We start from the raw sequence: 20,818 nt of genomic DNA, 5'->3' as shown, positions 1-20,818 counted from the left end.
AAGAAGTTCAGCCGGTGCCCAGGAAATCAAAACGTCGCCCCGGCTCGCGTGCGGGTCGCAGCGTCGCGCTTATCGCGCTCGTACTCTTCGCCGCTTTTGCCGGTTGGCAGTTACTTCGTCCGAAGGGCCCGGTTCAGCCGCGCCACGTCGCCGAGATCGTCACGCCGGAGCCTTCCGAGGCACCTAGCGAGGAAGCCACCGAGGAGCCGGCGGCCGAGCCGACGCTTTCGCCGGCCGAATCGCCCAGCGAATCGCCGCTCGCAGCGACGGCTTCACCGTCACCCGAAGCATCGCTGGCTCCCGCGCCGCAGCCGTCGGTCAGCGAGAATCCAAACGGGCCGCAGCTCGCATTGATCGTCGACGACTGCGGGCAGTGGCTGCGGACCGAACGCGGCTTCGTCGCGCTCAACGTTCCCGTAACCCTCTCCGTCTTACCGCACGTGCGATACGGCGATCTGATCTCGCACGAGGCCGCCGCTGCCGGCAAAGGCGTAATGCTTCATCTGCCGATGGAGACGCTCTCGGGGATGAACCCGGGCCCCGGCGAGGTGACGACCGAGATGAGCGACGCGCAGATCGTCGCGCAGGTTCAAGATGATCTCGCGCAAGTTCCGCTCGCCGGCGGCGTCAACAATCACGAAGGGAGCAAAGCCTCCGCGGATCCGCGCGTGATGCACGACGTCATCGGCGTGCTCTCGCAGCACGGACTCTTCTTCATCGATTCCCGCACGAACGCGGCGTCGGTCGGCGAGTCGACCGCCCGCGAGATGGGCGTCCCGACGGCGGCGCGCAACGTCTTTCTTGATAATCGTGCCGACGTCGCGTATAGCGAGGCGCAGCTTCTCGAAGCCGCGCGCATCGCGCGCGAGACCGGCAGCGCGATCGCGATCGGGCATCCGAAACCGACGACGCTGGCCGCCGTCGAGGCGCTCCTGCCGCAGCTGGAAGCCTCCGGCATTCACTTCGTCCTCGCCCGGGAACTGGTCGGCAAGGGAGATCGCTAACCCGTAAACCTCCGCCTTCGCGGGCGGGTTTATCGCGACGTAAACCCGGAGAGGAAGGAAGCATGGACATCGCATTTCTGATCGTTCGGGTGATCGTGGGTTTGGCGGTTGCCGCTCACGGAGCCCAGAAGCTCTTCGGCTGGTTCGGCGGTCCGGGAATTCGCGGAACGGCCGGCACGTTCGAAAGCCTCGGTTTTCGTCCAGGAATCATTTTTGCATGGATGGCCGCCCTCGGAGAGACCGGCGGCGGCCTGCTCACGCTCCTGGGCCTGGGCGGTGCACTCGGGCCGGTGCTCATCGTCCTCGTGATGATCGTCGCCGTCGGCGCGGTGCACATCACGAAAGGCTTCTTCATCAGTAAGGGCGGCTGGGAACTCAATGCCGCCTACGTCGCCGGCGCGCTCGCGATCGCGTTCGGCGGCAACGGCGCGTACTCGCTGGACAACGCGCTGAATCTGACGTTTCTCACCCAACCCGAGCAGGTCTGGTTTGCCTTCGCCGCCGCGGCGATCGTCGCGCTGCTCAATCTGCTCGCGCGCCGTCCGGTGAAAGCATGATGGAGACGGTCGCGTTCTATGGCGCCGGCATGCTCGGCTCGGCGATGGTTCGCAGCATGCGGCGGCGCGGCATCCCGGTGCGCGTCTGGAGCCGAACGGCGGCAAAGGCGACGGCGTTGGAAGCCGAGGGCGCGACGGCCTTCAGCGATCCGGTCGAAGCAGCCAGAGGCGCGCAGCGCGTGCACTTTTGCTTGAACGACGATGTGAGCGTCGACGCGGTGCTCGAGGCGGCGCTGCCGGGAATTTCTGCCGGCGTGCCGATCGTCGATCACACGACCGTTTTGCCGCAGCGCGTTGCCGAACGCGTCGAACGGTTGAGTGCGTCGGGGCGCTCGCTGCTGCACGCACCGGTCTTCATGGGGCCGCCGATGGCGCTCGATTCGAAGGGCGTGATGCTGGCTTCGGGGGATGCCTCACTCTTTGCACGGCTGCGCGAGCCGCTCGCGGGCATGTGCAGCGACTTACGCTATCTCGGCGAACGGCCCGACCTCGCCGCGGTCTACAAGCTGATGGGCAATGCGATGATCCTGACGGTCGTCGGCGGCCTCAACGACATGCTGCGGATGGGCGAAGAGCAAGGACTAACGAGAGAACAGGCCTTCGAGCTCTTCGATTTTTACGACCCCAGCGGACAAATTCACGGACGCGGAAAACGCATGGTCGAGGGCAACTACGATCCGATGTGGAGCGTCGACATGGCGCGTAAAGACGCGATCCTCATGCAAGGGGCGGCAAAACACGAGCGTCTGCCGGTCGTCGACGCAGTCGAAGCGTTGCTGCGCAACGTCTCCGATCGCGGCTTGGGCGATCGCGATCTCTCGGCCGTTGCAAAACGCTGATGGATCTCAACCCTCAGGCGGCGCAGATGGCGGACGAGTCGATGGTCCGCAACCTCGACGCACAGGCGCGCGCTATCTGGCCCCAAGAGGTCGCGCTCGTGCAGCGATACGCGCTGCCGCCCGAGGCGCGCATCCTCGACGCCGGGTGCGGCACGGGCGAGATCTCGTCGCGCGTCGCGACGCTCTTTCCCGACGCGAGCGTTTTAGCCGTCGACATCCTCAACGAGCACTTGGATCGCGCCCGCGAACGATACGGCGGCCTCGCGCCCCGGCTAACCTTCGAGCATCAAAGCATCTTTGCGCTCAACGCCGATGACGCCAGCTTCGACCTGACGCTTTGCCGGCACGTGCTCCATTCGATTCCGCAGGTCGAACGAGTACTGGCCGAACTCGTGCGCGTGACGCGCCCCGGCGGCCACCTTCACCTGATTCCCGAGGACTACGGGATGCTGCATTTCCAGCGAGGCCGTCTCGATCCGCGCGATTTCTGGCACGAAGTTCCCCCCACGATGGAACTCGAGGGCAACACCGACCTTTTCATCGGCCGCAACATCTACGGCATGCTCGCGGCGCTCGGGCTGCAGGAGATCGCGATCGACTACGTCGTCGTCGATACGCTGCGCGTCCCGCGCGAGACCTTCGCCGCAATCATCGAAGCGTGGCGCGATGGGTACGCCGAGGCGATCGGCGAGGCAACCGCGGTGAGCACTGAGCTGGCCGTCGAATACTTCAATCAGATGATCGGCAACATTCGCGATCCCGCGGGGTACGCGGTCTGGATGGTTCCGGTCGTGGCCGCGCGCGTGCCCGCAACCGAGCGCGCGTGAAAGCGCTGCGCGTTGAAGCCTTCGGCTCGCTCGCCGATTTGCGGATCGAAGAGATCGCCGACGTCGCGCTGCCGCCGCAATCGGTCCGCATCGAAATCGAGGCGGCGGGCGTTAACCCCAGCGATATCGCCGTCGCGCTCGGACGCTTCCCGCAGGTGACTCTGCCCCGCACGCCCGGCCGAGACTTTGCCGGACGCGTGATCGACGGCGATCCGAAATACATCGGAATGCGGGTCTGGGGCTCGGGCGGCGGAGTGCTGGGAATGACCGCCGATGGATCGCACGCCGAGCACATGGTCCTCCCGGAGAATGCCGTCATCGCGCGTCCCGCGCACCTTTCGCCTGAGCAGGCCGCCGTGGCCGGCGTGCCCTTCGTCACCGCGTGGAGCGCACTCGTCGACGCGGCGGGGTTCTCCGCGGGCGAGTGGGCAATCGTCGCCGGCGCGGCCGGTGCGGTGGGCAGAGCGGCGATTGCCCTGGTTCACGCGCTCGGCGGCAAGGCGATCGCCCTGGTTCGTTCCAAAAGCTCAACCGCATCGCGCGACGGGCTGGCCGCCGAAGCGGTGCTGCGATCCGATCTCGACGACGTGCCCAACGCCGTGAAGGAGCTAACGGGGGGCCGGGGAGCCGACGTTGCGCTCAACGGCATTGGCGCGTCGGTCTTTCCCGAGCTCGCAGCCTCCTTAGCAGAGGGGGGGCGAATGGCGATCTACGCGGTGCTCGGCGGCCGGGAGACTCCGCTCGACCTGTTGACCTTTTACCGTCGGCGCCTCCGATTGTACGGCATCAATACGGCCGCGTTCGACTTGCACCAGATCGCACGGATGTACGGCAAGTTCGGGCCGCTCTTCGAATCGGGCGCGATCGACCCGCCGCCAATTGCCGCGCGTATTCCGCTCTCGAACGCGCGCGAAGCCTACGAGCGCGTTAACCGCGGCGGTGCAGGGAAGGTCGTGATCGTCCCGGATTCGGCGACGAAAACGGCAGCGGCGTTCGCCGCGGAAGCGGGGAGCCGGTCCATACCGGACGAGGCGTCACCGGCGGTTCCGGTGTGAATACCGCTGACGGCGCAACCGACGGCAACGCCGCATTGAAGGGCGTCGGCGTCACGATGCTCTCCTGGGGCGGCAAACGGACGAGCAGCCGATGATCTTTGCGGTCGAAGCTCAGGCTTGCGCCGAAGGCGCGCAGCACCGGGCCGACGGCGACGTAGGCTCCGTCGAGCCGGTCGGTCACGCGCCGCTCCAGCGGCACGCGGATGCGCGTCGTACCGCGCTCGACGACCAGCGTACCGTCCTCGATCCACATCCGGTCGGCCAGCCGCGTCAGGAGCGGATCGGCCGGGGCGAGGACGCGGCCGTCCGTCACGTACGCCGCGACGTAGCTCGGGAGCGGGTGGCCGTTGAGTAGGATCGTTACCGGAGCTTCCGGTGGGAATAGCGGCACGTTGCAACGATATACCGCCTGCGATGCGGCGACTCTTCTCCGCCTTTCGTGAAGCCGGGATTCGCTTCTCGCGTGACGGCTGCGCCTTCCACGCGCAATCCGTCGCGTTCAACGCGCTCTTTGCGATCTTTCCGTTGATGGTGCTGGCGCTCAGCGCCGCGACGCTGGTCTATCCCAATCCCGAGCGACGTTTGCTGATGCTCGTCGGCACGCTGGCGCCGACCCTCCGGGATTACATCTCCGAGAACCTCCAGACGTACATCTACGGGCGCGGCATCTCGAGCATCATCGCGTTTCTCTTTCTGCTCTGGTCGGGCAAGAATCTCTTCATGGGGCTCGCCTACGCGCTCGACCGCGCACTCAACGTTCCCAAGTCGCGCCCGCTCGTGCACAATCTGCTGCTCTCGGTCGTGATGCTGCCGGCGACCGCGGTGCTGCTGTTGATCGCAACCGCGCTGCCGGTCGTGCTTGCCGTGACCTTTCGCGTCGCGGGCATTCACGATCCGCAGCGCATCACGCATATCCTCGCCTACCTCATCTCGATCGCGCTGGTCTACATCGTCGCGGTGCTCCTCTACCGCCTGCTGCCGAATCGCCCGATATCGTGGGCCTTCGCGTCGCGCGGCGCGGCCATCGTGGCGATCGCGTGGCCGGTGGTGCAGTACGCGTTCGCGGCCTACGTAACGCACGTCGACTTCACGCGAATTTATGGTGCACTCTCGGCCCCGCTCGTACTGCTGCTCTGGTTTTATTGCATCGGCTCGATCTTTCTCTTCGGCGCCGAGTACAGCATCACGCTCTCGACCGGGTATCGGAGCGTGCTCCGCGAAGAGTAGCGCCTTCATGATGAAGCGGACTGTGCTATTTTTGTCGCTCGTGCTGCTGGTGGCGGCGGCGCCGCCGCACCCGTCCCCGGCACCCTCGCCCTCCCCGTCGCCCTCGTCGTCAGCGTCCGCTCCCCCGGCTCCTCGGCTGAGCCAGGTGCCGGTCATCTTGATCTACCCCTTCGACGTGCAGACCGGCGCCGACCCGAAGATCGGCATCGCGATCGCCCAGATCTCCGCCCAGGAGATGGCGTCCGCGGGCGGCCTCGAGATCCCGGCGATTCCGGAAGGCGTCAAGCGCACGAACTTTCTCGACTACGCGCGCTCGCAAAAAGCCGACTTCTACATCAGCGGCTACGTCACGCCGGTCGGCGACTCGGCAGCCGTCGTCGAGCAGGTCGTGAGCGTCGATAGCGGCGTGATCCTCTTCTCGCAGACGGGGCAGGTCTCGAACGTCGCCGACGTCGCTTCCCAGTCGCTGCTCGCGCGCGAGCAAATCCTCGCCTTTACCGGTCGCGAGACGCAGAACGTCGAGACGCAACCTTCGAACACGCCCGCGCCGACCTCAACCAACGGCGCCAAGGTTCCGATCTCGGGTATCGGCAGCATCGTCGACTCGGTCTTCAAGCACAAAGGCGCGCGCGGCGGACCCTCGCCCGCGCCGACGACCAAACCGTCGCGCGGCGTGATCGTCGCCCCGGTTATCGCGGCCAGCGCGTTCTCATCCACGGATCTCGCCGGTGCGACCAACGAACTCTTCTACGCGCTCGGTCACTTCTACAACGCGAAGATGACGACCGTAACGAGCGTGCCCGCGCAATCGACCGAAACGATCTGCGGGCCGAACCGCGACAACACCGTCGCCGCCGGAACGCTGCAGGCCGGCCGCGGCGCGCACCATAAGATGCAGTACACGCTGGACCTGACGATCTACACTTGCTTCGGCGCCCCGCTCGATCATCAGATCGGCAAGGGCGGCTCGTACAAAGCGGCCGTCGACGCCGCGGTCGCCGCGTACGCGATCGCGCACCCCGACAACAGCTAGCCGAACAAACCTTCGGGCGGGTCGATGACGATGCGCTTCGCTGCGAGGTCGACCTGCAAGACGATGGCGGCGACCATCGGCACGAAGTGCCCGTCGACGACGAGCATGTCGCTCGCGGGATAGTGCTCGACGCGTTCGACGGTACCGTACGGCGTGCCGCTTGCAGAGACGACGGGGCAGCCGATCAGATCGGCGTCCAAATACTCGCCGGCGGCGAGATCGGCGCTCTCGCGCGGGGCGTAGAGCACCGCGCCGACGTACGCGTGCGCGGCGGTCGCATCGCCGACGCCCTCGATGCGCACCAGCAGCCGCCTCTGGTGCGCGCGAACCGCACTCAGTCGAATCGAGCTCGAGGAATCGCCGCGTTCGCAACGCAGCACGGCGCCCGGTACAAAGACAGTGCGACCCGCGCTGGTCGGGTCGCACTTGAGCTCGCCGCGGACGCCGAACAATCCAGCGATCCTTCCGACTTCTATGTCATTCTGAGCGTCCGCCGTCACCCTAGGCGCAGCGCCGTCATCCTGAGCTTGTCGAAGGGTCATCCTCGGGGCCTCCGGCAGCCTCTTCCGTATCGAGAATATCGACCGCGACGCGACCTTCTGCAGTCGCGCGAACGATCGTGCGCAGCGCGTGTGCGACGCGTCCGCTTCGACCGATCACTTTGCCGAGGTCGTCCGGGTTGACGATCAGCTCGATCACCGGCTGCGCACGCTCGTCGACGAAGAGCTCGACGGTGACGTCGTCGGGATTCGCGACGAGTTTGCGCGCGAGAAACTGCAGCAGCTCGCTGGCGCGACGGTGGCCGGCCCACGGATCGTTGGAAGGGCGGCTCGGCCGGCGTTCGCGCCGGGGCTGCGGCCGCGAGGGGCGCGACATCGCCGGCTGCGATCCAACCGGCGGCGGGGCCTGCTGCGGCTGAGAGCTTACGCGGCGCGACGGCTGGCGCTCGACCTCATCGGCGACCGACTCGCTGAAGAGGCCGAACTCGTCGTCGAACGAGCTCACGAGGCCTTGCTCTTGGGCTGCCGTTTGGTCTCCGGAATCGGCCCGCGCTCCACGAGTCCTTTTTCGGCAAAGAGGCGGCGAACCGTTTCGGACGGCTGAGCGCCTTTTGCGAGCCATTCGCGCACTTTGGCTTCGTCGACTTCGACGGTCCGCGGCTCCGTCCGCGGATTGTAGTGTCCGAGAATCTCAATAAAACGCCCGTCGCGCGGCGCCCGCGCGTCGGCGACCACGAAACGGTAGGTGGGCTGTTTTTTCGCGCCCATGCGGCGCAGACGAATACGTACCATTCTCTCTTTTTGCTTTCGTTATGGGCTAGGGGGAAGCGGCAAGAACGGACGCCGCCTCTTTCCTCCGAGTTGTTTTGCCATCTGGCGTGCCTGCTCGAACTGTTTGACGAGCCGGTTCACGTCGGAGACTTGCGTACCCGAGCCGCGGGCGATTCGCTTGCGCCGCGATCCATTGAGGAGATCGGGATGGTGGCGCTCGTTGCGCGTCATCGAGCAGATGATCGCTTCGATCTTGCTCACTTCGCGTTCGGGTATTTCAAAGTTTTTGGGCAGCGCGCGCGAGAGGCCCGGAACCATCTTCATCAGATCGGTCATCGAGCCGAGCTTCCGGACTTGGCGCATCTGCTCGAGGAAATCGTCGAGGGTAAAGTTCTGCTTGACGAGCTTCTCGTGCAGCTTGCGCGCCTGCTCTTCGGAATAGATGCTCTGCGTTTTCTCGATCAGGGTGAGCGCGTCGCCCATGCCGAGAATCCGCGAAGCCAAACGATCGGGATAGAAAGGCTCGAGGGCGGCGAGCTTCTCACCGATTCCGACGAATTTGATCGGCGCTCCCGTGACGCTGTGGATCGAGAGCGCGGCGCCGCCGCGCGTGTCGCCGTCCAGCTTCGTCAAGATCACGCCGGTGATGCCCAGACGGTCGTGGAACCCTTTCGCAACGTTGGTGGCTTCTTGTCCGGTCATCGCATCGGCGACGAGCAGAATCTCTTGCGGCGCGGCGATCTTTTTGATCTCGGCGAGCTCGTCCATCAGCGCTTCGTCGATCTGCAGGCGGCCGGCGGTATCGATGATCACCGTCGAGATCGCGAGCCGCTTGGCTTCGGCAATCGCATCGCGGACGATGCGCGGGGGCTTCGCCGTGCCCGCGCTGTAAACGGGAAGATCGATCTGTTTGCCGAGCGTCTGCAGCTGATCGATTGCTGCAGGACGATAGATATCGGCGGCAACGAGCATCGAGCGGCGGCCCTGCTCTTTGAGTCGCAGGGCGAGCTTGGCGGACTGCGTCGTCTTGCCCGAGCCCTGGAGGCCGACCATCATGATGATCGACGGGGGTGCGTCGGCAAAGTTCAGGCGCCCGGCGGGAGAGTTGCTTGACGGACCGAGCAGCTCGACGAGTTCACCGTGCACGATCGTCAAGATCGTCTGCGCCGGCGTCAGCGATTCGAGGACGTTCGCGCCGACGGCTCTCTCTTTGATTCGGGCGACGAAGGCCTTAGCGGTCGCAAGCGAGACGTCGGCCTCGAGCAACGCGACCCGAACCTCGCGCAGCGCGTCGTTGACCTCGCTCTCGGAAACTTTACCTTTTCCGCTCAGGCGCTCGAATATCGCGCCGAGGCGGTCGCTAAGCTGATCGAACAACGAGGGTTACGAGGCCGCGGGACCCGTCGTCGTCTCGTCGATGCGCTTGACCGCATCGCCTACGGTTTTGATCTTCTCCGCTTCCTCGTCGGGAATGTCGATGTTGAACTCGGTCTCGAACGCCATCACCAGCTCGACTTGGTCGAGAGAATCGGCACCGAGATCGTCGGTAATCGACGCTTCGGGCGTCACTTCCGACTCGTCGACGCCGAGCTGTTCGACGATGATCTTCTTCACTTTATCGAAGGTGGTGGACATCTCGTCTCCTTATTAAGTATGTAATTGGGATCACATCAGGACTCCGCCGTCGATTACGAGCGTTTGTCCGGTGATGTAGCCGGCAGCATCCGAGCAGAGAAACGCGACCGCTCCACTCACATCCTCCGGCTTCCCGGCGCGGCCGAGAGCAGCTTGCTTTATCAAAAATTCCCTTGCGGCGCCGGGCATCTTCTCGGTCATCGCGGTCTCGATCAGGCCCGGCGCGACGGCGTTGACTCTTATATTCCTCGAACCCAACTCCTTCGCCAGCGATTTGCACAGGGCGATGAGCCCGGCCTTTGAGGCGGCGTACGCCGCCTGGCCGGCGTTCCCGGTCATGCCGACGATGCTGGTCATCAGCACGATCGAGCCGGCACGCCGCTTCATCATCGGCCGTGACGCGGCGGCGCAGAGATAGAACGCCGACTTCAAGTTGACGTCGAGCAGATGATCGATCGTTTCGCGTTTGAGGCGCATGAGCAGCGAGTCGATGGACTGCCCGGCGTTGGCGATCGCGCAGTCGAGGCGGCCGAAGCGTTCGACGACCTCTCCGACAATCCGTTCCATCGCCGCTTGGTCGGTGACGTCTGCGAGATAGACTTCGGCGGTCGCGCCGGCACGCGCGTTCGCGCAGGCGGCCGCGCTCTCGTTGAGTGCTTCGATATCGCGGCCGACCAGCGCGACGTCGGCGCCGCCGCGCGCGAACTCGACGGCGATTGCGCGGCCGATCCCGCGGCTCGCGCCGGTAATGATCGCCGTCTTCCCGGTGAGGATCAAACGGTGGCTCCCGTCGCGCGCTGCAGCTCGGCGCGAAGCTTCTCGACACCCGAGCTGTCGCTGACGACGCTGACCTGCGGGCTATTAGGCATCCGCCGCATCAACGCGCCGAGCACGTTGCTCGCGCCGAATTCCACGACGCGATCCAGCTCGTAGGTTAAAATGCGCTCGGCGGTATCGTGCCAGCGCACTTCCTCGACGATCGACCGGACCAGGTTCTCTTTGATCGTTTGGACGTCGCGATAGACGCGCCCGTCGACGTTGGATATCACGTCGAACTCCGGCAGGCGAAAGCGGCTCTGCTCCACCGCAGCCGAGAGCCGCTCGACCGCTGGCTCCATCAGCACGCTGTGCCACGCGCCCGAGACGTTGAGCGGAATGACGCGCTTCGCGCCGGCGTCGAGCATCGGCTGCGTCGCCGCCACGACGGCGGCTGCGTCGCCGCTGATGACGATCTGCGTCGGCGAATTGAAGTTGGCCATCGCGACCTGGCCGACGTTTTCGGCGGCGAGCCGCTCGAGCACCGCACGGATCTGCTCGGCCGGCAATCCGAGTACCGCCGCCATCCCGCCGCGCTTGCGGGCTGCGGCCGCCTGCATCGCCTGCGCGCGCTCGTTGACGATGCGCAGCCCTTCGTCAAATTCCAGCGAACGGGCGATCACCAAACTGCAGATCTCGCCGAAAGAGTGGCCGGCGGTGACGACCGGCCGAACCTCGCTGCGCACGGCTTCGTAGAGCGCGAGATTGGTCACGAAGATCGCCGGCTGACTGTACTCGGTCTCGCGCAGGCGATCTTCGGGGCCGACGCGCTGCAGCGTCAGCAGATCGTACCCAAGCACGCCGGCCGCGCGTTCGAACAGCGCGCGCGCCGCGGGCGAGGTCGCCGCAGCGTCGCAGCCCATGCCCACGCCCTGCGAGCCTTGGCCGGGAAAGACCGCCGCGTAGCGCACTAAGCCGCCCATTTCCAAGCAACCGCGCCCCAGGAGAGGCCGCCGCCGAAGGCCACGAAGACGACCACGTCGCCGGGCTTCACGCGCCCGGCCCGAACGGCCTCGGAGAGCGCCATGGGAATCGAGGCCGCCGAGGTATTGCCGTACTCGGCGATGTTCACGACGACTTTATCGTCGGGCAGATTCAAGTAGCGCGCAGTCGCGTCGATGATGCGTTTGTTCGCCTGGTGCGGAATCAAAAACGAGACGTCCGATTTGCTCAGGTTTGCTTTGAGCAAAACGGCGTCGGTCGATTCCACCATCTTGGTCACCGCGAGCCTGAACGTTTCGGGGCCCGCCATGTGAATGAGATGCACCTTCGCATCGAGGGCGTCATGATCGAGCGGTTTGCGAAAACCGCTGCCGTGCGCGAAGAGCAGCTCCGGCCGGCTGCCGTCGGCTCCCAGATCGGAGGCGAGAAACGAATCATCTTGCGAGCTTTCGAGGATCACGGCGCCCGCGCCGTCGCCGAAGAGAATCGCGGTCGAGCGATCCTGTTTGTCGAGAATCTTCGAGAGCGATTCGGCGCCGATGACCATCACCCGGCGGTAGACGCCCGATCGAATCAGCCCCGAGCCGACGGTTAGTCCGTAAATGAAGCCGCTGCAGGCGATGGAGATGTCGAAAGCCGCCTTCTCGCTGACCCCCAGGCGCGAGGCGACCAGACACGCGGTCGCCGGAAAGTAGTAGTCCGGCGTAACGGTGGCGACGATGAAGCAGTCGACGTCGGCGGCGCGCAGATCGGCGTGAACGAGCGCCGCTTGCGCGGCCGCGGAGGCTAGGTCGCTGGTCCCCTCGTCATCTGAGGTCCAATGGCGCCGCTTCATTCCGGTCCGCGAGGTGATCCACTCGTCCGAGGTGTCGAGCCAAGCCTCTAACTCGTGATTGGAGACGACTCGGGCCGGCGCATAGTGGCCGACGCCGACGATTTTCACACCGCACAAGGACACCTATGCGGACCGGCCGGTTCTGGAAACCACCCGCGCTAACCGGCGGACTCTTCGGTTACCTTGATGGCCTGACGGCCCTTATACGTGCCGCAGTTTTCGCACGCGAAATGCGGCCGCTTCGGCTGGTGACACTGCGGGCATTGGACGGTCGTCACCGGGCCGAGCTTCCAGTTTGCCGCCCGCCGGCTGCGCGTCTTGCTGCGCGGCGTCTTCCATTTTAGATTCGCCATAATTCTCCGATCGATAAAGTCATTGCTCGACGTCGCACGAGCATTCGCCCATATTCCTATTCGCCCCGCAAACCCCGCACAGGCCTGCGCAATCTTCCTTGCACCGCAGGCCGAGCGGCAGCGCGCTGAGCACGATCTGTTGGGCCAGATCGGCCACGTCGAGACGCTGCCCCGTCAAGACGTTGCTGTCGCCGAAGGGATCTTCTTCGCGGCCGTGCGTCGGGTCGAGGCGCTCGTCGACGTCGACGTGAACCCGCAGGTCCACGGCTTCGAGGCAGGCGTCGCAGCTGCCGCGCACCCGCGCGTCGACGCTTCCCTCGATGGCGAGCATACCATCGGCCTGGCGCAGTTCCAGCGCGATTCGGACCGGCTCCGGAAACGCGAGTCCCTCGAACGGCTCGATCGGCACCTCGTCGTCGATCGCCATGAGCTGGCGACCCCCGCCGAGCAGCCCGCTGATGTCGACTCTGTGCGAACGATCCATAGAAGAGTTGCCGTCGCAGCACGAAGCCCCACCCAACCAGGCAGGGCCCGCTACGACCTAGCCATTCTAAAACCCGCGCTGCTGCCTTGTCAAACGCATCACGCGGGGGATGGAGCGGTTGTCATGAGCATCGATCCAATCGCTTCCCGGCTTGCGGAAAACGGCGTTGCCTACGCTCCCCAGATCGCCCGGGCCGCCCGGCAAAACGGCCTCGATCCAAACCTGCTGGCCGCCGTTGCCGCCCAAGAGACGGGAGGGCCCGGCGCGAACTCCGGGCGCAACGTCGTCGGCGACGGCGGCCACGGCCGCGGGGTCTTCCAAATCGACGATCGTTGGCACCCGTTCGCCGCGACCCCCGCGGCGATGGACCCGGGCAGCAACGCGGATTATGCCGCCGGAATGCTCTCGGGGCTCCTCAAGCGCTACGGCGGCAACGTCCGCGAGGCGCTCTCCGCCTACAAGGGTGACAAGGGTGACAAGGGTGACATGGGTGACATGGGTGACATGGGGGCGCTAGACTAGAGAGATCCATTTCTTGGTGATCTCGTCTTCTGTTTTGCGCACGCTTGCGACACGACAAAACGCAAGTCGGCCGCGGCTGGATGGGTCGGCACAAAGTCCGCCAAATGCTGGGCTTTCCGCAAGCACGGCGCCAAAAGCGGCGAGCTCCTGTTGCAGCTCAACGGTGGCCTTGGGCCATAGGTCGGGGAGGTCTTCAAGAAGTTCTGCGAGCGAGCGCTCGTTTGGCGACGCTCGGAGTCCTGAGCGTGGGCCACGTGCCGAGGTGAGGGTCCCTCAGAGCTTGTCGAAGGGTGTCGAAGGGCTGAGCAACGCGTAGTGGGCCGTGCCCTCACCCGAAGCCGACGCGCGGATCTGCGAGCCAACGCACTCGACCTTCATCGCATTGTTGGTGGGAACGAACGAAAGGTGGCCTCGCGATCGCGAAGCCATGCATGAGGCGCGGCGCCTATTTCGGCGCTAGGCTAACTGTCGCCCCGAACGCGCCGGCAAGAGCAATCCTTGTAATGGGAGAGCCGCCGGCGGGGTAGCGGTAGAGCACGACGCACCCCTTCTGGCTCTGGCCGCACGATCGCGCTGAATCCGGGGCAATCAGTCTCCCGCCCTGGATCCAAAATTGCTCCACCGTCTCCGAGCCGCCCAGCGTTGTCGAGCCAACCTTCGTCCCGTTGCTTCCGCTGACGTCGAACTGATAGATCACCGATGGTGAAACGCCCGTATCCCCAATGGCCAGGTGGGAACCGTCCCATTGCACTCCACCCGCCGCTTTAATGCTTTGCGACAGCGTGACGGTTGTGAACGCGTTGCCGCCAGTGGGAAGCTCGGTGAGCGCAAAGCCACCACTAGAAGTCGTGCCATCGACGAAGAAATCGCCCTGATTATCGTAGCCGCAGAAGCTTGCATGCGAGAGGGCCGGATCTGCGTAGCTCTTACCGGTTTTCCAGCCGCCTCCCTTGGCTTTATATGTATAAATCGTGACATAAGCGGCGTTGTAGCCGCCGATGACTGCGAGTTTGCCCGTGGTCGGGCTGGAGGAGCAACCGATTTCGTAGCCATATTGGTTACTGAGGCTCGCGATTGGTGAGGCGCCGCCATGCGCAAACTCGTATACTCCGCCAAAGAGGCCGAAAAACGGCACGAAGATATCGCCCGCCTGGTCGGCGCATAAGCCCTGAGCGCCTTCGAAGCTCGCCAAGCTGCCGACCGGCTTGCCTCCTGGATACGTGTACACGAGGACGACCCCGATGTTACTCGCTCCGTTGGAAACATAGAGTAAATTACGCCCGACCCCGCGGGACGCCATCCACGAAACGAGAGCCGGCGCGGTAGCCGGCACAACGCTCTGAGCGTGCGGTCCTCCGCACCCTGCAAGCATCGCCGCCGCGGCGCAGCTCGTTAGCGCGCAGCCGCCTAAACGTAAAACCACCATTACTAATCCTCTCGCAGTCAAGAATGGACCGGCGATCCTAACCATTTCGGCGCGGTCTACAAAGCTGCCTCGGCTGCCGGAAAAAGCAAACACGACCCCGCGATCGCGAAGCCGTGCAACAGGCGGTGCGGTGGAAGGCTACGGCGTGACGCTAGTGCGGTGCGACGCTGATGGTTAGGCCCGGAAGTGTTCCCGCGTCAGTCACTTTAACGCCGCGGACAGGCGTGCCACCCTGTGGGTAGGACCACAGGCCGACGCGGCCATAACCTCGATAGTTGTAGATGCCGGCTGCGTACTTTCCCGCAATCCAGTACGGACTACGGTTGAAGTTCTTCGGGCTGTTCAATCGCGTCGTGGCGATCACGGCCGCGTGCGCTCCTGAGAATTTCAACTGGTATACCGAGATGGGCCCACTTTCCCCCCGTTCATCGTTCGCTGGAAACGATGATACCGTCATGTGCCTGCCATTCCATCTGACGGATGGATTAAAATACATGCCGGCATAGACTGGAGTCTCGAGATCGATCGCTTTTATTGAACTGCTGCCGGTTGCTAAGCGAGCCAGTCCGTATTCTTCCGCTCGGACGCTATAAACTGAGAGATAGAGGTTCCCCTTGTCATCATAACTGCATCCGTTCATCGAGAACGTTGAACTGTAGAAGACCTTCGGAGTTCCTTTCGCGCCGATATAGATCGCGAGCGAGCCATAATTGGCGTGCGGATTATTCAGGTTGGGACCAACGACGGCTAGATTTCCGGTTGTCTGATCGACGGAACAGTTGTAGACGGGGCCCGGAGCATCAAGCGTGGCGATGGGGCTGGTGCCTCCGTGTGCGTACTCGTAGATTGTACCCGATCCGTAGGAGCCGTCCGGCCATGAACCGATGAACACGTCGCTCGCAGAGTCAACGCACTGGCCACCCACGGCGTGGAGAAAGCCAGTTAGCGTTCCAACTAGCTTCTCATTTGGAAGCTCGTAAACGTTAACCGACGCGTTGGGTTCGTTATCGGTCGAGACATAAAGTAAGTCGTGAGTCTTCGCTTCCGGCAGCATCCATGACGTACCACGATCGCCGTGCGCCGCGGGAGTCCACGCTTGCGGCATCGCGCCAGGCGCGCCTGTCGGCAGCTGCGAGCCGCCGCATGACGCTAACAATGCTCCCGCTACGCAGCTAGTTAACCCGTATCGCATCAGCCCAACTTTTTTCAATTCTCTATGCTCTTCTGCTCCGCGAACGCCAGTGTGCCCTTTCGTCGTTTCGGCTTTGCTTCGGACAAACCCCGGCCACTATGAAGCGCAGCGGCCGGTTGGATTTTCGGCTACCGAATCTTCACCTTGCGCGTGAGCTAAGCGCATGGCGATATCCGAAGGGCAAGGAGCGGCTAGAGAGTTTCGATTTCGGTGAATACAAGCTGACCGTTAATCTCCAGGGCCAAGCCTTGAGCATTGTAGATTAGTACAGCAGCGTGGGCACGTCGAAGGGCCTGAGCGCGTCGAGGGCGCGTGATCCTGGGCGCGTCCAAGGGCACGTCGTCCTGAGCGCGTCCAAGGGCACTTCGTCCTGAGCGCGTCCAAGGGCACGTCGTCCTGAGCGCGTCGAACGGTGACTAGAGGACCCTTGCGCCGGATGCTATACTCTCACTTTGTCTCGGGCCGTTAGCTCAGCTGGTTAGAGCGCATGCTTGATAAGCATGAGGTCCCAGGTTCGATCCCTGGACGGCCCACCATCGAGCGTTTTGGCGCGGGGTTACGGGCTGTCGGCAACTCGCCGCTGGGAAAACAAGCGAGCTGCCGTGTGCCGGACACATCCCGAGAGGTTATTTCTTCGCAGCCACCACGCCGAGGGGTTCGTCGAAACTCCCCGTAAAGACCGCGAGCTGCGAACCGCCGGCCGGATATTTGAAGACCGAGCCGTTGTCGTTACCTGCGTCCCCGCAGTAGACGACGCCCGTCGCAATCCAGGTCTGCGCGCAGTCGCTGGAACCCGAGAAGGATACGGTGCCCTTCAGCGTCGCCGTCGTTCCACCGATCGAGTACTGGTACAGGTTGTTTGCTTCCTGATCGAAGACGGTCATGTACTTGCCGTCCCACTGCACGGAGCCGGGAAACGAGATCGTGTTGGTCGTCACGATCGTTTTGGCCGTCTTGCTGCCCTTCGGGAGCTCGTCGAGCTGAAAGGCACCGCTGCCGGTAAAGCCGTCGAAGAAGAGATTCCCTTTGTTGTCGTAGCCGTCGAAGAACTCTTCGGCCAACGGCGTCTTTATGAACTTGCCGGCGCCCTTCGCGCCCTTGTAGAGGACGATGTCGCCCTCAGACGGCCCGTCCAAGATCCCGACGGCAAGGTCGCCGCTGGTATTCATGGCGCAGCTCGAAGGCATGCTGCCGTCGGAAACAGAGAGCGTCTTTAAGGGCTTCTGGGGGACCTGGTACTCCGTTATCTGGTTAAAGGCGGCAACGATCCAGAAGATTTTCTTGCCGTAGCCGTAGAGAACGTTCGTACACCCCTGGCCGCCGACGTCATTGATCGTACCGATTTGATTAGTGTTCTTCGGATAGTTGAAGATGCTGGCGAAGCTGCCGTAAAAGTTGATGACGTACTCGAAGTACTTCGACTTCTTCTTCGCCGCTTGGTCGGGAACGATCGCCGGGAAACGCTGCATTGCACCCCGATTCGGGTGCGCTGCCGTCACCAGCCGGCCGTTCACGGAGGCCGTTCGGCCGATGTGTGCGCCACTGAGCGCGGCACTTGACGGCGCGACCGACGAGCCGCCGCCGCACGCCGCGCATATCGCAAGCGCACCAACGGCGCCGGCGTATTTCATGAAACTGGTCGTGTTCATTTTAGGTTGCTCCCTTACAAGTAGAAACGATCGCTGGCTACGCTTCTTTATCGGAGTGGTGCCGCCGACCTTGCAACTTCATTTGCGCGAGGGTCGCGATTCCGCTTACTCTTCGTCGGGAATCCGTGGATCGGCGGCTTGGTGCAGAAAGAACGACTCGCCGTGCGGCGCTTGAATCGGAACGAACTTGCGCGGCATTTGCGTGAAATCGAAGCAGTCCCCGGCCGGCGAACTCGCGCGCGTATCCGACGCGGCGAGCTGCTGCAAAGCAAAAACGTCCTCGGTGAAGCGCAGGACGCTGGCCGTTTCATACTGCACGTGGGAAACGTAGTTCTGCTTGGCATACGGCGAGATCACGATCAGCGGCACGCGAAATCCAAGCCCGTCGTAGTCCCTAAAAGGAGGCGGCACCGGATCGTACCACCCGCCCCAATCGTCCCACTGCACGAAAATCGCGGTCGTACTCCAAAACTTGCTCTCGCCCACGGCATTGACGACCGATGACACCCACGACGGGCCGAAGCCGCCGCCGCACAACGGGTGATCGGAGTCGGGGCAGAGCGGCGTTATCCACGTCATGCTCGCAAGCTTTCCGCTTCGCACGTCGCTCAAGAACTTCTTTTGCGGCGTGAGGATGTTGGTCTTCCAATCGGGGCCGTGGAAAATGTGGCGCACCGCCTGGTATCCGGACCAATACCCGCTGAGCGGCTTCCGATAGCGGCACGTGTAGAACCGCCACGTCAGCCCGGCTTTGTCCAACTCGTCGCCAAGCGTCGTATAGTCGAAGCAAGGCCGCTGCACCCCGCTATACTTGCGTTGTGAGTTGATGGTCTCGACCTTCTCGGATTTTGGACCGCCGCAGCCCCAAAGCGAGGCCATCGGCACGTCGACGCTCGAGTCGGCCTGCGCCGCGATAATGTATTGATGCGCGACGAAACTCTCATCGAGTTGTGAGGCAAACATCTTATCGGCCAGCGCCCACTCGTGTGCCATAGCCCAATATGGCTTCGTCTCGGAGCGCGGCACGTAGGCGTATTGGCCGTCGAGAGATCCGTACTCGCGCTCGAGGTCGAATCCGTCCATGCGGCACTTCGTCCCGGGAAGCTCTCCCTTACCATCGCACGCGCTGAACATCGCGAACGCCGAATGGTCGATCTCATAGACCGTCGTAAGGGGGACCGGGTGCAACGTAATCGTGTCTCCGTGTGAGTCCTTGCCCGTTGTCGACGTTCTCGCGCCCGGGTACCCTTCGAACAAGTCGTTGAAGCTGCGATTCTCCTGTACGATCCACACGACGTGGCGTATTTTTCCGGTAGCGTTCGCCGCTTGAACGAAATCAGTGCTTCGCGCGGAGGGAAGCGCCGGGAAAGCGGCGTTCGACGAACACGCCGCCCACGCAAGGGACGCAGCCAAAGCCGCAAGCCGAACCACGGGCCGCACCTCCCGGAGATGCCGCGCCTTGAGATGCCTTCCTCCAACAGCGCAGCTCGGAGCCCGTCGCTATCAGAAAAGACGGGGAGGCAAGGGAGCGAGGAGCAGGTCAGCAGAGCAACCGCTCCTGAATAGGAACCTCCCCAGACGGACCCTCACATTTTGCATAATAAGGAGCTTCTGTGATTCGATCGTTAAAAATTTTTGCGCCGATCGCTGCGGCGCTCGCAGTTTCCGCCTGTAGCGCGGGCGGAACGTCGAACGTGCCGGCAACATCCGGCGGTTCGCAAGCCGCTACCCTCGTCAACAAAGTCGCCCCACAGTGGCAGCGGATGCACCTCGCGAAGGCGACCTGCCCGCAAGTCGCCGGGAAACCGACGTGCTTGGCGCTCGAGGTTCTCCACAACGGTATTTCGCCGGCCTGCTCGCCGTCGTCAACCTGCGGATTCACCGCTCAACAACTCGAGTCTGCCTACAAGCTCACGAAACAGCTCAAGAACGGAGCCGGCACCAAGATCGCGGTGATCGAGGCCGGCGATCTCGCCAACGCCGCGACCGACTTCGCGACGTATCGCAGCACCTTTGGGCTGCCCGCCGGTACCCTAATGAAGTACAACGAGAACGGCCAGCAGAGCAACTATCCTCCCAGTTGCGAAAACTACGACTGGTGCGTTGAATCGGCCCTGGATATCGAGATGATCTCCGCCTCTTGCCCGAAGTGCACCGTTATGCTGATGGAGGCCAATGACGGCATCAGCGATTTCGAACAGGCGGAAAAAGAAGCGGTCACGCTCGGTGCGACCATTCTCAGCAACAGCTGGATCTGCTACGGCAGCTGGAATTGTGGCGATTCGAGCTTCACCAACTTCTTCAACTCGCCCGGCATCACGTATCTCGCGTCCTCGGGTGACGAGGCCTACAACGAGATCGGCGGCCCGTCGGTGCTCGACAGCGTGATCGCCGTCGGAGGTACGCAGCTCGAAGTGAGCGGTAACAAGTTTACCGAAAGCGTCTGGAACGACGCCGGCGCCGGCTGCGCCAGCTCGAGCATCGTCGGAAGCCCAGGCGTCTCCAAGCCCTCGTGGCAGCACGACCCAAGCTGCACCAGCCGGACCGATTCCGATATCTCCTCGGAGTCGGGATGCAGCCCCGGCGTCGCAGTCTACATTAGCGAGTACAGCACCTGGACGCCGGTTTGCGGAACCAGCGTCGCTTCGCCGTTCACCGCCGGCATCGTCGCGCTCAAGGGCAACAGCGCCAAGCTCAATGCCGGCGAGAGCTTCTGGCAGCTCAAGAAGAGGGCGCTCAAAAAGGACCTTCACAAGATCACCAGCGGCTCGGACGGCAGCTGCAGCGGAAGCTATCTCTGCATGGCCGGCACCAACCAGTTCGGACAGTACTCGGGTCCGGGCGGCTGGGGAACCCCCAAGACCGACAGAGCCTACTAAATCCGGTTTTAAGCCAAGGCTAGAACGGGGTGGGCGCGCACGCGTCCGCCCCGTTTTCTACCGGTCGTCGTCCGCGGGCTCATCGCTGATCGGAAGCCGTTCGAAATACTCCGCAGAAAGTTTCGTCCGGATTGGTATGAAGTCCATTGGCCTCGAGGCGAACTTAAAGCAATCGGCGATGCTCGCTGCCCTTACGTCGGTGGTTCCCAGGCTGCCGAGCGCAAACGTCTCCTCAACGAACTTCAGTATGCTGCCAAACTCGTACTGCGTGT

At 63.5% G+C, this 20,818-nt stretch carries 25 protein-coding genes and 1 tRNA gene; 10 read left to right on the top strand and 16 right to left on the bottom strand.

Annotated elements, in window-relative coordinates; all coding sequences use genetic code 11:
- Window positions 1-14: 14 nt before the first annotated feature.
- From VGG51_06635 to VGG51_06605, 7 genes are all read left to right on the top strand, one after another.
- Window positions 15-1,004, top strand: a complete 990-nt coding sequence (locus tag VGG51_06635) for a divergent polysaccharide deacetylase family protein (GenBank protein ID HEY1882699.1) — start codon at window positions 15-17, stop codon at window positions 1,002-1,004.
- A gap of 62 nt (window positions 1,005-1,066) precedes the next feature.
- Window positions 1,067-1,561, top strand: coding sequence for a DoxX family protein (locus VGG51_06630; protein ID HEY1882698.1), 495 nt, complete (start codon window positions 1,067-1,069; stop codon window positions 1,559-1,561).
- Window positions 1,558-2,400 carry an NAD(P)-dependent oxidoreductase gene (locus VGG51_06625; GenBank protein HEY1882697.1) on the top strand — a complete coding sequence of 281 codons (843 nt, stop codon included), beginning with the start codon at window positions 1,558-1,560 and terminating at the stop codon, window positions 2,398-2,400. Before VGG51_06630 ends, VGG51_06625 begins: the two co-directional genes overlap by 4 nt.
- Window positions 2,400-3,227: a methyltransferase domain-containing protein gene (locus tag VGG51_06620; GenBank protein ID HEY1882696.1), complete on the top strand. Its 828-nt coding sequence runs from the start codon at window positions 2,400-2,402 to the stop codon at window positions 3,225-3,227. The genes VGG51_06625 and VGG51_06620 overlap by 1 nt, the downstream gene beginning before the upstream one ends.
- Entirely contained in the window at window positions 3,224-4,282 is a 1,059-nt protein-coding gene (locus VGG51_06615) for a zinc-binding alcohol dehydrogenase family protein (GenBank protein HEY1882695.1), read from the top strand. The genes VGG51_06620 and VGG51_06615 overlap by 4 nt, the downstream gene beginning before the upstream one ends.
- A gap of 414 nt (window positions 4,283-4,696) precedes the next feature.
- Window positions 4,697-5,509 carry a YihY/virulence factor BrkB family protein gene (locus VGG51_06610; GenBank protein ID HEY1882694.1) on the top strand — a complete coding sequence of 271 codons (813 nt, stop codon included), beginning with the start codon at window positions 4,697-4,699 and terminating at the stop codon, window positions 5,507-5,509.
- A 7-nt stretch (window positions 5,510-5,516) separates the two neighbouring features.
- Window positions 5,517-6,542 (top strand): hypothetical protein, encoded by a 1,026-nt coding sequence (locus VGG51_06605; GenBank protein HEY1882693.1) that lies wholly within the window; start codon window positions 5,517-5,519, stop codon window positions 6,540-6,542.
- Here VGG51_06605 and rimM read toward each other — a convergent pair.
- From rimM to VGG51_06555, 10 genes are read right to left on the bottom strand one after another with little or no spacing between them, the layout of a single operon-like run.
- On the bottom strand, window positions 6,539-7,084 hold the full coding sequence (gene rimM / locus VGG51_06600; protein ID HEY1882692.1) for a ribosome maturation factor RimM: 546 nt from the start codon (window positions 7,082-7,084) through the stop codon (window positions 6,539-6,541). The genes VGG51_06605 and rimM overlap by 4 nt on opposite strands.
- Complete coding sequence (locus VGG51_06595) at window positions 7,059-7,547, bottom strand: KH domain-containing protein (GenBank protein ID HEY1882691.1); 489 nt, start codon at window positions 7,545-7,547, stop codon at window positions 7,059-7,061. The genes rimM and VGG51_06595 overlap by 26 nt, the downstream gene beginning before the upstream one ends.
- Window positions 7,544-7,834, bottom strand: coding sequence for a 30S ribosomal protein S16 (gene rpsP / locus VGG51_06590; protein HEY1882690.1), 291 nt, complete (start codon window positions 7,832-7,834; stop codon window positions 7,544-7,546). Before rpsP ends, VGG51_06595 begins: the two co-directional genes overlap by 4 nt.
- An 18-nt stretch (window positions 7,835-7,852) precedes the next feature.
- Window positions 7,853-9,190 carry a signal recognition particle protein gene (gene ffh / locus VGG51_06585; protein ID HEY1882689.1) on the bottom strand — a complete coding sequence of 446 codons (1,338 nt, stop codon included), beginning with the start codon at window positions 9,188-9,190 and terminating at the stop codon, window positions 7,853-7,855.
- Window positions 9,191-9,196: 6 nt separating this feature from the next.
- Window positions 9,197-9,448 (bottom strand): acyl carrier protein, encoded by a 252-nt coding sequence (locus VGG51_06580; GenBank protein HEY1882688.1) that lies wholly within the window; start codon window positions 9,446-9,448, stop codon window positions 9,197-9,199.
- Between the two features lie 30 nt (window positions 9,449-9,478).
- Window positions 9,479-10,225 (bottom strand): SDR family NAD(P)-dependent oxidoreductase, encoded by a 747-nt coding sequence (locus VGG51_06575; protein HEY1882687.1) that lies wholly within the window; start codon window positions 10,223-10,225, stop codon window positions 9,479-9,481.
- Window positions 10,222-11,175 carry an ACP S-malonyltransferase gene (gene fabD / locus VGG51_06570; GenBank protein HEY1882686.1) on the bottom strand — a complete coding sequence of 318 codons (954 nt, stop codon included), beginning with the start codon at window positions 11,173-11,175 and terminating at the stop codon, window positions 10,222-10,224. The genes VGG51_06575 and fabD overlap by 4 nt, the downstream gene beginning before the upstream one ends.
- Window positions 11,175-12,149 carry a beta-ketoacyl-ACP synthase III gene (locus tag VGG51_06565; GenBank protein HEY1882685.1) on the bottom strand — a complete coding sequence of 325 codons (975 nt, stop codon included), beginning with the start codon at window positions 12,147-12,149 and terminating at the stop codon, window positions 11,175-11,177. Before VGG51_06565 ends, fabD begins: the two co-directional genes overlap by 1 nt.
- 50 nt (window positions 12,150-12,199) lie before the next feature.
- Window positions 12,200-12,394 carry a 50S ribosomal protein L32 gene (rpmF, locus tag VGG51_06560; GenBank protein HEY1882684.1) on the bottom strand — a complete coding sequence of 65 codons (195 nt, stop codon included), beginning with the start codon at window positions 12,392-12,394 and terminating at the stop codon, window positions 12,200-12,202.
- Between the two features lie 19 nt (window positions 12,395-12,413).
- Window positions 12,414-12,878 carry a DUF177 domain-containing protein gene (locus tag VGG51_06555; protein ID HEY1882683.1) on the bottom strand — a complete coding sequence of 155 codons (465 nt, stop codon included), beginning with the start codon at window positions 12,876-12,878 and terminating at the stop codon, window positions 12,414-12,416.
- Window positions 12,879-13,001: 123 nt separating this feature from the next.
- Here VGG51_06555 and VGG51_06550 point away from each other — a divergent pair, with 123 nt between their 5' ends.
- Window positions 13,002-13,400 (top strand): transglycosylase SLT domain-containing protein, encoded by a 399-nt coding sequence (locus tag VGG51_06550; GenBank protein ID HEY1882682.1) that lies wholly within the window; start codon window positions 13,002-13,004, stop codon window positions 13,398-13,400.
- Window positions 13,401-13,673: 273 nt separating this feature from the next.
- Here VGG51_06550 and VGG51_06545 read toward each other — a convergent pair whose 3' ends face one another.
- The 3 genes from VGG51_06545 to VGG51_06535 form a co-directional block, all read right to left on the bottom strand.
- On the bottom strand, window positions 13,674-13,829 hold the full coding sequence (locus VGG51_06545; GenBank protein ID HEY1882681.1) for a hypothetical protein: 156 nt from the start codon (window positions 13,827-13,829) through the stop codon (window positions 13,674-13,676).
- 16 nt (window positions 13,830-13,845) lie between these two features.
- Complete coding sequence (locus VGG51_06540; protein ID HEY1882680.1) at window positions 13,846-14,592, bottom strand: hypothetical protein; 747 nt, start codon at window positions 14,590-14,592, stop codon at window positions 13,846-13,848.
- Window positions 14,593-14,977: 385 nt separating this feature from the next.
- Window positions 14,978-15,880 carry a hypothetical protein gene (locus tag VGG51_06535; GenBank protein HEY1882679.1) on the bottom strand — a complete coding sequence of 301 codons (903 nt, stop codon included), beginning with the start codon at window positions 15,878-15,880 and terminating at the stop codon, window positions 14,978-14,980.
- Between the two features lie 597 nt (window positions 15,881-16,477).
- Between VGG51_06535 and VGG51_06530 the strand changes: the two genes are divergently transcribed.
- Window positions 16,478-16,554: transfer RNA gene (locus tag VGG51_06530), tRNA-Ile, on the top strand.
- Between the two features lie 90 nt (window positions 16,555-16,644).
- Here the strand turns inward: VGG51_06530 and VGG51_06525 are convergent.
- Both VGG51_06525 and VGG51_06520 read right to left on the bottom strand, forming a co-directional pair.
- A complete protein-coding gene (locus tag VGG51_06525; protein ID HEY1882678.1) occupies window positions 16,645-17,667 on the bottom strand; it encodes a hypothetical protein in 1,023 nt (340 codons plus the stop codon).
- Window positions 17,668-17,772: 105 nt separating this feature from the next.
- The gene (locus VGG51_06520) at window positions 17,773-19,098 is read right to left on the bottom strand and encodes an alkaline phosphatase family protein (GenBank protein ID HEY1882677.1); all 1,326 of its coding nucleotides are present in this window, start codon (window positions 19,096-19,098) and stop codon (window positions 17,773-17,775) included.
- 182 nt (window positions 19,099-19,280) lie between these two features.
- On the opposite strand from VGG51_06520, the gene VGG51_06515 reads away from it, so the two are divergent.
- A complete protein-coding gene (locus VGG51_06515) occupies window positions 19,281-20,546 on the top strand; it encodes a hypothetical protein (protein HEY1882676.1) in 1,266 nt (421 codons plus the stop codon).
- A 57-nt stretch (window positions 20,547-20,603) separates the two neighbouring features.
- On the opposite strand, the gene VGG51_06510 is transcribed toward VGG51_06515, so the two are convergent.
- A partial coding sequence (locus VGG51_06510) for a hypothetical protein (protein HEY1882675.1) occupies window positions 20,604-20,818 on the bottom strand: 215 nt, incomplete at its 5' end.

The sequence above is a fragment of the Candidatus Cybelea sp. genome (assembly GCA_036489315.1).
Classification (GTDB): domain Bacteria; phylum Vulcanimicrobiota; class Vulcanimicrobiia; order Vulcanimicrobiales; family Vulcanimicrobiaceae; genus Cybelea.
The sequence above is the reverse complement of the archived record's forward strand: the minus strand, read 5'-3'. Positions and strand labels throughout refer to the sequence as shown.

Bases quoted from the DNA above. Each gene is read 5' to 3' on its own strand.
- VGG51_06610 (HEY1882694.1), top strand. From the start codon at position 4,697: ATGCGGCGACTCTTCTCCGCCTTTCGTGAAGCCGGGATTCGCTTCTCG.
- rpmF (HEY1882684.1), bottom strand. From the start codon at position 12,394: ATGGCGAATCTAAAATGGAAGACGCCGCGCAGCAAGACGCGCAGCCGG.
- VGG51_06550 (HEY1882682.1), top strand. From the start codon at position 13,002: ATGAGCATCGATCCAATCGCTTCCCGGCTTGCGGAAAACGGCGTTGCC.
- VGG51_06545 (HEY1882681.1), bottom strand. From the start codon at position 13,829: ATGGCTTCGCGATCGCGAGGCCACCTTTCGTTCGTTCCCACCAACAAT.
- VGG51_06535 (HEY1882679.1), bottom strand. From the start codon at position 15,880: ATGCTGCCGGAAGCGAAGACTCACGACTTACTTTATGTCTCGACCGAT.
- VGG51_06580 (HEY1882688.1), bottom strand. From the start codon at position 9,448: ATGTCCACCACCTTCGATAAAGTGAAGAAGATCATCGTCGAACAGCTC.
- VGG51_06630 (HEY1882698.1), top strand. From the start codon at position 1,067: ATGGACATCGCATTTCTGATCGTTCGGGTGATCGTGGGTTTGGCGGTT.
- rimM (HEY1882692.1), bottom strand. From the start codon at position 7,084: ATGACCCTTCGACAAGCTCAGGATGACGGCGCTGCGCCTAGGGTGACG.
- VGG51_06525 (HEY1882678.1), bottom strand. From the start codon at position 17,667: ATGAACACGACCAGTTTCATGAAATACGCCGGCGCCGTTGGTGCGCTT.
- VGG51_06605 (HEY1882693.1), top strand. From the start codon at position 5,517: ATGATGAAGCGGACTGTGCTATTTTTGTCGCTCGTGCTGCTGGTGGCG.
- VGG51_06555 (HEY1882683.1), bottom strand. From the start codon at position 12,878: ATGGATCGTTCGCACAGAGTCGACATCAGCGGGCTGCTCGGCGGGGGT.
- rpsP (HEY1882690.1), bottom strand. From the start codon at position 7,834: ATGGTACGTATTCGTCTGCGCCGCATGGGCGCGAAAAAACAGCCCACC.
- VGG51_06620 (HEY1882696.1), top strand. From the start codon at position 2,400: ATGGATCTCAACCCTCAGGCGGCGCAGATGGCGGACGAGTCGATGGTC.
- VGG51_06625 (HEY1882697.1), top strand. From the start codon at position 1,558: ATGATGGAGACGGTCGCGTTCTATGGCGCCGGCATGCTCGGCTCGGCG.